General features: G+C 40.5%; 11 protein-coding genes and 1 pseudogene. 11 read left to right on the top strand and 1 reads right to left on the bottom strand.

Annotated elements, in window-relative coordinates:
* The first annotated feature begins 8 nt into the window (after positions 1-8).
* The 11 genes from prfA to esaA all read left to right on the top strand — a co-directional run bounded on the left by prfA (position 9) and on the right by esaA (position 12,626).
* A complete protein-coding gene (prfA, locus tag ACVBD2_RS05775) occupies positions 9-1,088 on the top strand; it encodes a peptide chain release factor 1 (protein WP_001028815.1) in 1,080 nt (359 codons plus the stop codon).
* On the top strand, positions 1,088-1,924 hold the full coding sequence (gene prmC / locus ACVBD2_RS05770; protein WP_461685361.1) for a peptide chain release factor N(5)-glutamine methyltransferase: 837 nt from the start codon (positions 1,088-1,090) through the stop codon (positions 1,922-1,924). The genes prfA and prmC overlap by 1 nt, the downstream gene beginning before the upstream one ends.
* Positions 1,908-2,510, top strand: a complete 603-nt coding sequence (locus ACVBD2_RS05765; RefSeq protein WP_162284883.1) for an L-threonylcarbamoyladenylate synthase — start codon at positions 1,908-1,910, stop codon at positions 2,508-2,510. The genes prmC and ACVBD2_RS05765 overlap by 17 nt, the downstream gene beginning before the upstream one ends.
* Position 2,511: 1 nt before the next feature.
* Entirely contained in the window at positions 2,512-2,943 is a 432-nt protein-coding gene (locus ACVBD2_RS05760; protein WP_132974206.1) for a GNAT family N-acetyltransferase, read from the top strand.
* Between the two features lie 58 nt (positions 2,944-3,001).
* Positions 3,002-4,258: a serine hydroxymethyltransferase gene (glyA, locus tag ACVBD2_RS05755; RefSeq protein ID WP_461685360.1), complete on the top strand. Its 1,257-nt coding sequence runs from the start codon at positions 3,002-3,004 to the stop codon at positions 4,256-4,258.
* A 7-nt stretch (positions 4,259-4,265) separates the two neighbouring features.
* Positions 4,266-5,240, top strand: a complete 975-nt coding sequence (locus tag ACVBD2_RS05750) for a nucleoid-associated protein (RefSeq protein ID WP_000356101.1) — start codon at positions 4,266-4,268, stop codon at positions 5,238-5,240.
* Positions 5,240-5,842: a lysozyme family protein gene (locus tag ACVBD2_RS05745; protein ID WP_084948615.1), complete on the top strand. Its 603-nt coding sequence runs from the start codon at positions 5,240-5,242 to the stop codon at positions 5,840-5,842. The genes ACVBD2_RS05750 and ACVBD2_RS05745 overlap by 1 nt, the downstream gene beginning before the upstream one ends.
* Before the next feature lie 86 nt (positions 5,843-5,928).
* Positions 5,929-6,903 carry a DUF1002 domain-containing protein gene (locus ACVBD2_RS05740; RefSeq protein ID WP_143989624.1) on the top strand — a complete coding sequence of 325 codons (975 nt, stop codon included), beginning with the start codon at positions 5,929-5,931 and terminating at the stop codon, positions 6,901-6,903.
* A 74-nt stretch (positions 6,904-6,977) separates the two neighbouring features.
* Positions 6,978-8,336, top strand: a complete 1,359-nt coding sequence (rlmD, locus tag ACVBD2_RS05735) for a 23S rRNA (uracil(1939)-C(5))-methyltransferase RlmD (RefSeq protein WP_084948612.1) — start codon at positions 6,978-6,980, stop codon at positions 8,334-8,336.
* 472 nt (positions 8,337-8,808) lie between these two features.
* The gene (locus tag ACVBD2_RS05730; RefSeq protein WP_084948610.1) at positions 8,809-9,102 is read left to right on the top strand and encodes a WXG100 family type VII secretion target; all 294 of its coding nucleotides are present in this window, start codon (positions 8,809-8,811) and stop codon (positions 9,100-9,102) included.
* A gap of 65 nt (positions 9,103-9,167) precedes the next feature.
* Complete coding sequence (esaA, locus tag ACVBD2_RS05725; RefSeq protein ID WP_132974214.1) at positions 9,168-12,626, top strand: type VII secretion protein EsaA; 3,459 nt, start codon at positions 9,168-9,170, stop codon at positions 12,624-12,626.
* A 34-nt stretch (positions 12,627-12,660) separates the two neighbouring features.
* Here esaA and ACVBD2_RS05720 read toward each other — a convergent pair.
* Positions 12,661-13,917, bottom strand: a pseudogene (locus ACVBD2_RS05720) (ISL3 family transposase).
* Between the last annotated feature and the right edge of the window lie 109 nt (positions 13,918-14,026).

Raw genomic sequence — 14,026 nt, 5'->3', positions numbered from 1 at the left:
GAGAAAAAATGAACATTTATGATCAACTACAAGCTGTAGAAGACCGTTATGAAGAGTTAGGAGAATTGCTTAGTGACCCTGATGTCGTTTCAGACACCAAGCGTTTCATGGAGCTTTCGAAAGAAGAGGCTTCAACTCGTGACACGGTAACAGCCTACCGTGAGTACAAACAAGTCCTTCAAAATATCGTTGATGCCGAAGAGATGATTAAAGAGTCTGGTGGAGATGCGGACTTGGAAGAAATGGCCAAGCAAGAACTCAAAGATGCCAAGGCTGAAAAAGAAGAATACGAAGAAAAACTAAAAATCTTGCTTCTTCCAAAAGATCCAAACGATGACAAGAACATCATCCTTGAAATCCGTGGAGCAGCTGGTGGTGACGAAGCGGCACTTTTCGCCGGAGACCTTCTAACTATGTATCAAAAATATGCGGAAGCCCAAGGCTGGCGCTTTGAAGTCATGGAAGCTTCTATGAACGGTGTCGGTGGTTTCAAAGAAGTGGTTGCCATGGTTTCGGGTCAATCTGTATATTCTAAGCTTAAGTATGAATCTGGTGCCCACCGTGTGCAACGTGTCCCTGTGACAGAAAGCCAAGGTCGTGTTCATACCTCAACTGCCACAGTTCTTGTCATGCCTGAAGTGGAAGAAGTAGAATACGACATTGATCCAAAAGACCTTCGTGTTGATATCTACCACGCATCAGGTGCTGGTGGTCAGAACGTCAATAAGGTTGCGACTGCCGTGCGTATCGTTCACTTGCCAACCAATATCAAGGTTGAGATGCAGGAAGAACGTACTCAGCAGAAAAACCGTGAGAAAGCGATGAAAATCATCCGTGCGCGTGTTGCTGACCACTTTGCGCAGATTGCCCAAGATGAACAAGACGCTGAGCGTAAGTCTACTATCGGTACTGGTGACCGTTCAGAACGTATCCGTACTTACAATTTCCCACAAAACCGTGTTACGGACCACCGTATTGGCTTGACCCTTCAAAAACTAGATACGATCTTGTCTGGTAAACTGGATGAAGTTGTGGATGCCTTGGTGCTCTATGACCAAACACAAAAATTAGAAGAATTAAACAAATAATGAAATTAGCTCAATTATTTTCAGATTTTGAAGAGGAGTTGATAAGACAAGGAGAGGAAGCAGAAAACCTCTCTTTTGTCTATCGTAGCCTGAAAAATCTCTCTTTTACAGACTTTGTCTTTGCCCTTCAGCAGGAGGTAAGAGAGGAAGAAAGACAATTTGTAGAAGAGATTTACCAGCAGTTAGCGTCCCATAAACCAGCTCAGTATATCATTGGACAGGCAGATTTCTTTGGAATGCAGTTAAAAGTGGATGAGCGGGTTTTGATTCCTCGTCCAGAGACAGAGGAGTTGGTTGAGCTCATCCTGGCTGAAAATTCTGATGAAAATCTTAAGGTCTTGGATATCGGTACGGGAAGTGGTGCCATCGCCCTTGCCCTAGCAAAAAACAGACCAAATTGGTTGGTTACAGCAGTTGATATTTCACAGGATGCACTAGATTTGGCAACTGAAAACGCTAAAGTTCAGAATCTCCAGATATTTTTTAAAAAATCTGATTGTTTTGCAGAAATTTCTGAAAAATATGATATAATTGTATCCAATCCACCCTATATCTCTCGTGAAGATGAGTCGGAGGTCGGTTTGAATGTTTTACATTCGGAGCCTCATCTAGCTCTCTTTGCAGATGAGGATGGCCTAGCTATTTATCGCAGAATTGCGGAAGATGCAAAAGACTATCTCACAGATGGTGGTAAGATTTACCTTGAAATTGGATACAAGCAAGGTCAAAGTGTTCCTGCGCTTTTTAGGAAATATCTTCCTGAAAAACGAGTACGAACACTCAAGGACCAATTTGGTCAAGATAGGATGGTTGTGGTTGATGATGGACAGGATTAGACAAGAGTTAGAAAATGGTGGAGCTGTCGTTCTGCCTACAGAGACGGTTTACGGTCTTTTTGCTAAGGCCTTAGACGAAAAAGCTGTTGACCATGTTTACCAACTCAAACGTCGTCCTAGAGATAAGGCGCTCAATCTTAATGTCTCTTCTCTAGAGGACATCTTGCACTTTTCAAAGAATCAGCCAACTTATCTAGAAAAACTTGTAGAGGCCTTTTTACCAGGGCCCTTGACCATTATCCTCGAATCCAATGACAGAGTTCCCTATTGGGTCAATTCTGGTCTTGTAACGGTAGGATTTCGGATGCCGAGTCACCCCATTACACTTGATTTGATTCGAGAGACAGGTCCCTTGATTGGGCCGTCTGCCAATATTTCAGGTCAGGCAAGTGGAGTGACCTTTGCTCAAATTCTAGAGGATTTTGACCAAGAGGTTCTGGGTCTGGAGGACGATGTTTCTTTAACTGGACAGGATTCGACGATTTTGGATTTGTCTGGAGATAAGGTGAAAATCTTACGCCAAGGGGCGATCAAGCGTGAAGATATTCTTGCTCAGTTGCCAGAGATTTCTTTTGAGGAGGAATGAGATGCTAAGAGATTTGCAAGAAACAGATGTAAAAGCTATATGTGACATCAATCAAGAGACTTTGGGCTATACTTTTAGTCCAGAGGACACAGCTAGTCAACTAGCTAGACTGTCTCAGGATTCTCATCATTTCCTACTTGGCTATGAGGATGAGGTCAGCCATGTCCTACTTGGATATGTCCATGCTGAAGTTTATGAATCTCTCTATTCCAAAGCAGGCTTTAATATCTTAGGCTTAGCGGTTTCGCCTCAAGCACAAGGGCAAGGTATCGGTAAAAGCTTACTGCAAGGGTTGGATCAAGAAGCAAAAAGACGGGGCTATGAGTTTATCCGCTTAAACTCTGCTGATCATCGTCTGGGTGCTCATGCATTTTATGAAAAAGTTGGTTATACTTGTGATAAAATGCAGAAACGGTTTATTCGCATCTTTTAGTTTTTTTCTTATTGAAAAATAAACTAAAGGACCAGTCACACTATAAAGGAGAAGACCTATGATTTTTGATAAAGACGATTTTAAAGCATACGATGCTGATCTCTGGAATGCTATTGCCAAAGAAGAAGAACGCCAACAAAACAACATTGAGTTGATTGCTTCGGAAAACGTGGTTTCCAAGGCTGTTATGGCAGCTCAAGGGTCTATCTTGACAAACAAATATGCCGAGGGTTACCCAGGACGCCGTTATTATGGTGGAACTGATGTAGTAGACGTGGTAGAAACTCTAGCGATTGAACGTGCAAAAGAAATTTTTGGTGCTAAATTCGCCAATGTCCAACCTCACTCAGGAAGCCAAGCCAACTGTGCTGCTTACATGGCCTTGATTGAGCCAGGTGATACCGTTATGGGGATGGATTTGGCAGCAGGTGGACACTTGACTCACGGAGCTCCTGTTAGTTTCTCAGGTCAAACCTACAACTTTGTTTCTTACAGTGTGGATCCTGAAACAGAACTCTTGGACTTTGATGCTATCTTGAAACAAGCCCAAGAAGTCAAACCAAAACTAATTGTAGCTGGTGCTTCAGCCTATTCTCAAATTATCGACTTCTCAAAATTCCGTGAAATCGCAGATGCTGTTGGGGCTAAGCTCATGGTCGATATGGCCCATATCGCTGGTTTGGTGGCAGCCGGTCTTCACCCAAGCCCAGTGCCATACGCTCATATCACTACAACAACGACCCACAAAACCCTTCGTGGACCTCGTGGTGGTTTGATTTTGACAAATGATGAGGACCTAGCTAAGAAAATCAACTCAGCTATTTTCCCTGGTATTCAGGGTGGTCCTTTAGAGCATATTGTGGCGGCTAAGGCTGTTTCCTTCAAAGAAGTTTTGGACCCAGCCTTCAAGGAATATGCTGCTAATGTCATCAAAAACAGCAAGGCTATGGTTGAAGTCTTCTTGCAAGACCCTGATTTCCGTATCATTTCTGGTGGAACTGAAAATCACCTCTTCCTAGTGGATGTGACTAAGGTTGTAGAAAACGGAAAAGTTGCTCAAAACTTGCTGGATGAAGTTAATATTACCCTAAATAAAAACTCAATTCCATACGAAACCTTGTCACCATTTAAGACAAGTGGGATTCGTATCGGATCTGCAGCCATCACTGCACGTGGATTTGGTGAAGAAGAAAGCCGTAAAGTGGCTGAGCTCATCATTAAAACCCTTAAGAATGCAGAAAATGAAGCTGTCTTAGAAGAAGTGAGAAGTGAAGTTAAAGCGTTGACAGATGCCTTCCCACTATACGAGGACTAATACTTTTATGGACATTTATATTAAGAAAGCTATTATCCATCAGTTCAGCCCAGATGATACTGAGTTGTTTCTAGCGGATAAGTTTCTCAATATCACTCCAAAAATCGAGGAATACCTACGTAAAAAAATCGAACGCGTGTATTCAGATGAAGCCAAGACTGGGATTTTCGAAGAAGAAAATCCCTTCTTCAATCACATCACAGATGATTTGTTGGAGACATCAGTAACCCTGGCTAATCTCTGGAAAGAAGAGTTTAGCATTTCTGAAAATCTCAAGACCAATGACTTGATTTTTGTGCAATTTTCTAAAGAAGGTGTAGAGCATTTCGCTTTCTTGCGAATTGCCTTGCGGGAAACCTTGACTCACCTCGGTGGGGAAGTTGATAATCCAATCAAGCTGACTCAGAATAACCTGCCTGGATTTGGAACAGGGGCTGATGAGGCCTTGGTGGTCAATCTTCAAAGTCGCAAGTACCATCTCATCGAAAAACGTATCAAGTACAATGGGACTTTCTTGAATTATTTTTCAGATAATCTCCTAGCTGTTGCCCCTAAGATTTCACCAAAGAAATCCATCAAGGAACTGGAGAAAACGGCCCAGAGAATTGCTGAATCTTTTAACACAGATGATTTTCAATTTCAATCCAAGGTCAAATCAGCGATTTTCAACAATCTTGAAGAAAGCAATGAACTGTCACCTGAAAAATTGGCTAATGACCTTTTTGACAACAATCTGACAGCTCGTTTGAGCTTTATTGATCAAGTTAAGGAAGCCGTACCAGAACCAGTCCAGTTTGATGAAATTGATGCCAGTCGTCAGCTCAAGAAATTTGAAAATCAAAAACTCTCCTTGTCAAACGGAATCGAGCTCATCGTTCCCAATAACGTCTATCAAGACGCAGAATCTGTCGAGTTTATCCAAAATGACAATGGAACCTATTCTATCTTAATCAAAAATATCGAGGATATTCAAAGTAAATAATGTTTAAATTACTACGAAGAGTGCTAGTGCTAGCAGTCTTCCTTTTCGCTGTCTATAAAGTCTATCATATCCATCAAGATGTGAAGCAAGTCATGACCTACCAACCCATGGTTCGAGAAATCCTCAATGAAAGAGATACTCCAGCCAATGAAGAGCTTGTGCTCGCCATGATTTATACCGAAACAAAGGGAAAAGAAGGCGATGTCATGCAGTCTAGCGAGTCTGCTAGCGGTACCACAAATACTATCAATGACAATGTGACGAGCATTCGTCAGGGAATTCAGACATTGACTGATAATCTCTATCTAGCTCAGGAAAAGGGTGTTGATGTCTGGACAGCCGTGCAAGCCTATAATTTTGGACCTGCCTATATCGACTTTATCGCTCAGAATGGCAAGGAAAATACTCTGGCACTAGCCAAGCGTTACTCCCGAGAAACGGTCGCTCCAATCCTAGGCAATATTACAGGGAAGACCTACACCTATATCAACCCGATTTCTATCTTTCACGGAGCCGAACTCTATGAGAATGGTGGAAATTATTACTACTCGAGACAGGTTCGCTTTAATCTCTATATCATGAAATTCTTTAATTTCTTCTAAACATCTGGTTTTGCCAGGTGTTTTTCGCTATAAGTTTTCTTTAAGATTGTTTTATTAACCTAGAAAGGTAAAGGAGGGAATATCCCATGAGAAAGAAATTCTTTCTAACAAGTGCTGCAGTATTGTGGGCTGCAACAGCTATGGCGAGCGTCCACGCAGCAACCGATGTTCAAAAAGTAATCGATGAAACCTATGTACAACCAGAATATGTCCTAGGTTCTTCTCTATCTGAAGACCAGAAAAACCAAACTCTTAGCAAACTGGGCTATGATGCATCAAAAGACACCAAAGATATCAAAACTATGACACCTGATATCTATTCGAACATTATGAATGTGGCTAATGATGCTAGTCTCCAGCTCTATTCGTCAGCCAAGATTCAAAAGCTGGGTGATAAGTCGCCTCTAGAGATCAAGATTGAAACGCCTGAAAATATCACCAAGGTGACGCAGGATATGTATCGTAATGCAGCGGTGACCTTGGGAGTAGAGCATGCTAAAATCACAGTTGCAGCTCCTATTCCAGTTACAGGTGAAAGTGCCCTGGCAGGGATTTACTACTCGTTAGAGGCCAATGGTGCTAAAGTACCGCAAGCCAATAAAGACTTGGCCCAAGAGGAGCTAAAAGCCTTATCAGATATCAATGCTGAAAACAAGGACAAGTCAGGTTACGATGCCAATAAACTCAATGTTGCTTTGGCAGATATCAAGGCAGGAATCGCAAAAGCAAAAGAAGCCAAAGGCAATCTGACAGAGGAAGATGTTCGCAAAATTGTAGAAGACACACTAAAAAACTACAAACTTGATCAGGTTATAACAGGAAACCAGGTCAATATCATCATCAATTTTGCACTTAACCTCTCAAAGAGTGACATCTTGAATAATGCTGATTTCACTAAAACCCTAAATGACCTCAAGGAAAGTATTGTTTCCCAAGCTGGAGATAGCTTTAAAAATATCAACCTCAACTTTGATGCCAATAAAGCGCTAGAAGACGGGGGCAACTTCTTTAGCTCCCTCTGGCAAGCCATTGTCAACTTCTTCAAGAGTTTTGGTGCTTAGGTCATTTCATGATATAATAGATGGTAACAGAAATGTTGCCGTCTTTTTTTGTCGGCCGATAGAAAGTGAAAAATATGTTAAAGAAAAATGATATTGTAGAAGTTGAAATTGTTGATTTGACCCATGAAGGTGCTGGGGTTGCTAAGGTAGATGGTTTGGTTTTCTTTGTAGAAAATGCTCTACCAACTGAGAAAATCCTCATGCGAGTCCTTAAGGTAAATAAAAAGATCGGCTATGGGAAAGTTGAAGAATACATTACACATTCTCCGCATCGTAACCAAGACCTTGACCTAGCGTATCTACGTTCAGGTATCGCTGATTTGGGGCATCTTGCCTATCCAGAACAGCTCAAGTTTAAAACCAAGCAAGTCAAGGATAGTCTCTACAAGATTGCTGGCATTACAGATGTAGAGGTTGCTGAAACTCTAGGTATGGAAAATCCTGTCAAGTATCGTAATAAGGCTCAGGTGCCCGTTCGTCGTGTCAATGGTGTCTTGGAAACTGGCTTTTTCCGTAAAAATTCGCATGACCTTATGCCCCTTGAAGATTTCTTCATCCAGGATCCTGTTATTGACCAAGTCGTAGCAGTTCTTCGAGATTTGCTTCGTCGTTATGATTTGAAACCTTATGACGAAAAGGAACAGTCTGGCTTGATTCGGAATCTTGTGGTGCGTCGTGGTCACTACTCAGGACAAATCATGGTCATTTTGGTAACCACTCGACCGAAAGTTTTCCGTGTTGACCAATTGATTGAACAACTAATCAAGCAGTTTCCAGAGATTATCTCTGTCATGCAAAATATCAACGACCAGGATACCAATGCTATTTTTGGGAAAGAATGGCATACTCTTTTTGGTCAAGATTACATTACGGACCAAATGTTGGGAAATGACTTCCAAATATCAGGACCAGCTTTCTATCAGGTTAATACAGAGATGGCTGAGAAACTCTATCAAACAGCCATTGACTTTGCGGAGTTAAGAGAAGATGATGTTGTTATTGATGCCTACTCAGGTATTGGAACCATTGGTTTATCCGTTGCTAAGCACGTTAAGGAAGTCTATGGTGTTGAAGTGATTCCAGAAGCGGTTGAGAATAGCAAAAAGAATGCGGCAATCAACGGGATTGCTAACGCCTACTATGTATGTGACACAGCTGAAAGTGCCATGAAGAACTGGCTCAAGGAAGGTATTCAACCAAGTCTTATCCTAGTAGACCCACCAAGAAAAGGCCTCACAGAAAGCTTTATCAAGGCAAGCAGCCAAACAGGAGCAGACCGCATTTCCTATATCTCCTGCAATGTCGCAACCATGGCGCGTGATATCAAACTTTACCAAGAATTGGGATACGAGTTGCAGAAAGTACAACCAGTGGATCTTTTTCCGCAGACGCATCATATCGAGGTTGTAGGACTGCTGGAGAGAAAGGGATAAAGCCCACCGTTTCAGGGGTTACAAAAGGCTTGATATTCGGTCTTTTTTGAATTTTTGAGTGAAGTCTAAATCTAACAGCCTGAAGTGATGTAGCAGGATTGATAGTGGTAAAGTATGAAATTTATTCCCACATACGCAAAGGGGGTGCAAAATGTTCCAACAGGTAGGGTGTCTGTGGGAATTGTTTTGCACCCCCTTTTTTTGATTTTCTGATATCACCAAGATGGTCGATGGAAGTAGGAGTTCAGTAATTGATACAATAGTCTACAATGAAATGCATTATAACCTAGTATTTTTATATTGAAAGATGTGACATGCTTGATTGAACACATCAAATAGTGGGAAGTTTTCAATCGATTTATAAAGTTGAATCAAAATTCTAAAAAACACTTGCAATCTGACGAGTTTGTGATACAATATTGACTATAAGGTTATCGGGAAGATGACCAAGTCAAAAAAGGAGAATAATGATATGCCAGCAATTTCGTTGACCCCAGAACAGTTAAAGTCTGAAGCACAAACTTATACCAATGCTTCTGAACAATTGAAAGATGCCATTAACAAAGTTTCAGGCGCAAATGGTCGTCTCCAAGGACAATGGCAAGGTGCGGCTTTCCAATCTTACTTGGAACAATTCCAACAATTATCAGTAAGCGTAACTCAAATGGAACAACTTCTTGAAAGTATCCATGCACAATTGAATCAATACGCCGATACTGTTGCTGAGCGTGACCGTCAGGATGCAACTTCATTTGGTTTGAATTAATCATCGGTGAACGGCGCTTCGAAAGGGGCGTCGTTTTTTGCTAGTTATAAGTGGAAAAGGTAATAATGAATAGTCCTCATAAAGAAAAACGATACTTAAAAATTTTAACTGCAGTAGCATGCGTATCCCTGTTATCAGGTTCTCTTGTTTATTTCGCATTAAAGGATCAGAGCCTTCACTATTCAAGTGAGATCAAGCAAACTGCTAAGGTTCAATATGCGCTTGTGAATGAAGATAAAGGTGCAAGGTTTGAAAATACTGATTATAATTTAGGCTCGGATTTTGTCACTTTAATTAATCAGGATACAGAGAATAACTGGGAGACAACCAATCGTAGCGTGGCTGAAGCAGGATTGAAGTCAGGTCAGTTTGATGCAGTTATTACTCTTCCGTCAGACTTTTCTGAGAAATTGTTGAGCTTAGAGAGTGTTTCTCCAGAAAAAGCCACTGTTTCTTACCAGATTCGCGAAGGGCAAAACGAACAAGCTAATCAGGCTGTCCACAGTCAAGTTAATACAGTCTTACAAGGATTTAATCAACGGGTGGTTCGGATGTATTTTTCGAGCATCATTCGAAATCTTTCAGATGCACAGACGAATGTGAATCAGATGGCAACTACAGAGTTATCTCAAAATACGTTCATCATTTCAAATATTCAAGCTCCATTTTCGACCCTACCAGATTCATTTAGAAGTACTCAATCCATTGCAAATAGTCTGAAGACGGATAATGAACTCTTTAAGACCCAACAAGAAGCTTTTGTTAAATCAGTCGCAAGCAGCATGGAAGCGAATAACAACTCTTTAGATGCTTCTGGGAAAGCCCTTGAATCTACAACAAACTCTGTGAATGAGTTTTCAAAAGAAGCTAATACTCGTCTTGAAAAGTCAACCAACCAATATAAGGAGCAATCTGAAAAAGATAAGGCTGCCTTGGAAAAACAATGGACAGATGATCAGAAGCATTATTCTGACTTGTATAATGCCCTTTACACTGTTGGGAATGCTAAATTAAAAGAATTGCAGTTTTCCGATACGGCAACCGGTTCCTTTATGGCAGATTTCAAAGCTAAGGCGGGGGAGTATAAAACTGCACAAAGTAAGGTCAAGGGGAACTTAGAGGCACAAATCACTTCTTTAGAAAAAGAAGTAGCGGAGCTTAGAGCACTCAGGGAGACCATTGCAGAGACTTATTATGGCTCTAAGGATTTAAGTGATCAGACAGCTACTGATAAAGATATTCGCTCGGCTATTTTGAACTTAATGACGAAGCCAGAAAACCGAAGCAAACTTCCTAAGCAGTATATTGAGGCAATTGCTAGTCGCCTACCGATGATTTCATCTGGAGATTTGAGTGCTCTCATTGCTAAATTAGAGCAAGATAAATTGATCTCATCAGATGAGGCTACAACTTATCGTAATGCACTGAAAATTGTGTCTAACTACAGTAGCGAGTTGGGTGGCTCTTTAGGACAAAATACAACCTTTAAGTATCTGTCCTCAGCGGCTACTGTTACTAGTCCAGTGACCTATCCCATTCACCAAACTCTAGAATTTGATCCGTCAACTGGTAGTCAGACAGTCCAATTGAACATCGATGATGCAAATATGGGGAATCTTGAACTGGAAGGTGTGACGAAAGATTCAATTGAAGCCTCTATCCGTCAACAGTTAAAAGATACAGGCTATCATGTGACAGCTGCAGTATCAGGAAATACAATTCAAGTCACATTTATTAATGAAAGAACGGCGTCAACTACTCCTGTCGCCTCTTCGGACTCAGGGGGATCAAGTACTTCAAATGCGGATGCAAGTGATGCAGCAACATCTACAAATTCCACTTCTACAAGTGAAAGTACGACAGCAACGCCAACTACTTCACCAAAAGTCAGTCAACCAAGCTATGCGACACTTCCTAAAAAGGTGAGTGTCACGATTAGTGGTCAGATAAAGTGGAATTTATCTGATGATGTGAAAAAGAATTCCTATAACCAAGTAGGTTATAGTTGGACAGATGGAAGTTCAGTTCAAGCTAGTGCTCAGTTATCTGTCTTTAATGGTAAGTATGACACTTTGGCTGAGGATTTACCTGCGATTCTGAAAAACTTCCAAAACCTAGACCTTACTGCCCAACAAATCGTTACTCTATTTGCATCACCAGGGGCAAGTTTAGATATCAATCAATTTGCAAGCACGCTATCAAGTGGTACTCTCGTACAAAAGGCTAGTCCAGATTCTGTATATAGTCTCTACAATAATCTAACTGACGACGAACGGGCTTCAGAAATATCGGATGTTTTAGTTACTAAGTATCGGCTTACAGGAGATAATTTATACAAACAGGTAGATCAGCAATTAAAGGATGTGACAGATATTCTAGGTGAAAAAGAAAATCCTAAAGAAGGCACCCTTCGTCAAGTGTATCAGTCTCTCCCAGACTCAGATTTGCTTGTTAAGCAAGCTTCTGCCTTAAATACCTGGTATGGGGAGATGCAGAAGGTCTTAGATGAGGCTCATAATCAGTGGAAAGATTCTGAGAAACTTGCTTATGAATCAGTTGTCAATGATCAAAATCCACAACCAGAGAAGATGAATACCTCTAAGCTGGAAGAAGAAGTGAAGTCACTTTTGTCTCAATATGATAGCTTACGAGATAGTTCTAAAAAAACTGCACAAGCTACAGCTGATGGAGCTGCTCAGGTACGAGATATCTCACCACAAATCCAACAGTTAAACGAGACAACAGAATCGATTCAAAAGTCCGCAGATGGTGTCCTTTCCAGTTTGAATCAGAGTGTGAAGGAAACAAGTGGTACAGTTGAGAAAAATACCTCTTATGCAGAACAGTTTGGAAAGGTGCTTGCCAATGCGAAAAGTGGAGGTGCTGATAACAAGCAAGTGTTCAATTTCTTATCCGATCCAATTACTACAAAAGTCACAGAAGGTAAGACACAGGCAGCTAGTCACATTTCCATCATCCCCTATTATATGACCTTGTTGTTATCGGTTATTTCTTTTGTGATAGCTATGACGATCGGACGCTTTGTTAAAGATAGACAGGAAAGGGAAGAAACTGATCTTTTGACAACGAAAAAGTGGGACTTGAAGCTTCAAAGTTTCTTACCGACAATCATAACAGCTACTGTTGGTTCGATTTTGTTTTCAGGAGTTACAATAGGAGTAGCAACAGCAGCTAATGGATTCTTATGGTTCATTTATAGCTTTATGTTAATGGCAAGCTTGATTTTAGTGCTATCTTACAGCTTGAAGAAAGCTCCGTATCCGACTTATATTGTATCTGCATCCCTCTTAGGTTTTTATCTCCTACTAACTCCTATTTTGGGAGTGGCAACTCAATCAGGAAGTTTCCTTAATTTCTTATATCGACTGTCTCCGTTACAAAATATTGAAAACGGCTTTAGTTATCTCTTGGTCGGTGGTAACTTAAGCATTGTAACGATTCTTCTACTCTTATTATTTGTAGGCATCGGAGTTAGTCTCAATCTCTTTACAAGAAAGAAATAAGGCTCTTTGTCAACTGTAGTGGGTTGATAAAAAGTTACAGCCTGGAGAGGACCAAATTGGTTCTCTCCTTTTTGATATTCAAAGAGCGATGAGGATTCTCGTTTTAAAATTTTCAAAGTTCCGGAAGCCAAAAGCATTTCGCTTAATGACTTTGATGAGGATATTTGTGGTTTCAAGTTTTGCTTTTGAGTAGGGAAGTACAAGTGCATTAATGATCTTATCCTGATCTCTCAAAAAGGTCCTAAAAATGGTCTGGAAGATTGGATTGACAGAAGAAATAGTTTCCTTGATTAATTCAAAGAAATAATCAGCGTGCTTCTCTTGAAAATGAAAGAGTAAAAGCTGATAGAGTTCATAGTGATCTCTAAGATCTTGAGAGTAAGAGAGAAGTTTTTCGAGAATCTCTTTATTGGTTAAATGCGACTGAAATGTTGGACGATAAAATCGTTTACTGCTCAGCGTATAGTTATCCTGTTGAATGAGTTTCCAGTAACGTTTCAGTGCTTTATATTCGTGCGATCTTCTATCAAACTGATTCATAATTTGGATGCGTACGCGATTCATTGCTCGGCTGAGATGCTGGATAATATGAAAACGATCGAGAACGATTTTAGCATTTGGAAAAAATTTTCTAGCAATATCGTAGTAGGGACTAAACATGTCCATGGTAATGACTTTCACGCGACTTCTTACCTGTCTAGAATACCGAAGGAAATGATTGCGAATAGTTGCTTGAGTCCGTCCATCTAAGATAGCTAGGATCTTTCTTGTATCGTAGTCCTGTGCAATAAAGCTCATCTTTCCTTTCTTGAAGCTATATTCATCCCAACTCATGTGTTCTGGAAGGTGGTTAAGATCAGTCTTAAATTTGAATTTATGTAACTGACGAATGACTGTAGAAGTGGAGACAGATAAACTTTCGGAGATAGCTGTCATAGGGACTTTCTCAATCAATTTTTGAGTGATTTTCTGTTTGACGATGGTTGCGATCTAGTGATTCTTCTTGACTAAGGAAGTCTCTGCGACGGCTATTTTTCCACAGTTTTTACAGCGGAAACGGCGTTTTTTCAATCGAATGAGAGTCTTGTAGCAAGCGCATTCGAGGTAGGGGATTTTGGATTTTTTGAAAGTCATATTTAGCCATTTGTCCTTGACAGTTGTGACATTTAGAGGCAGGATAATCGAGCTTAGCAATGACTTCTTTATGCGTTCCAGCGTCAAGATAATCTAAGATAATAATATTTTTGTCTTTAATTTCAAGTATGTTTGTGATAAAATTTAATTGTTCCATAAGATTCTTTCTAATGAGGGGTTGGTCACTTTTTCATTATAGGTCTTATAGGGCTTTTTTTCTACAACAAAATAGACTCCATAATTCCTACAGTGGTTTTACCCACTAC

It is taken from the genome of Streptococcus sp. KHUD_018 (genome assembly GCF_054861215.1).
The sequence above is the reverse complement of the archived record's forward strand: the minus strand, read 5'-3'. Positions and strand labels throughout refer to the sequence as shown.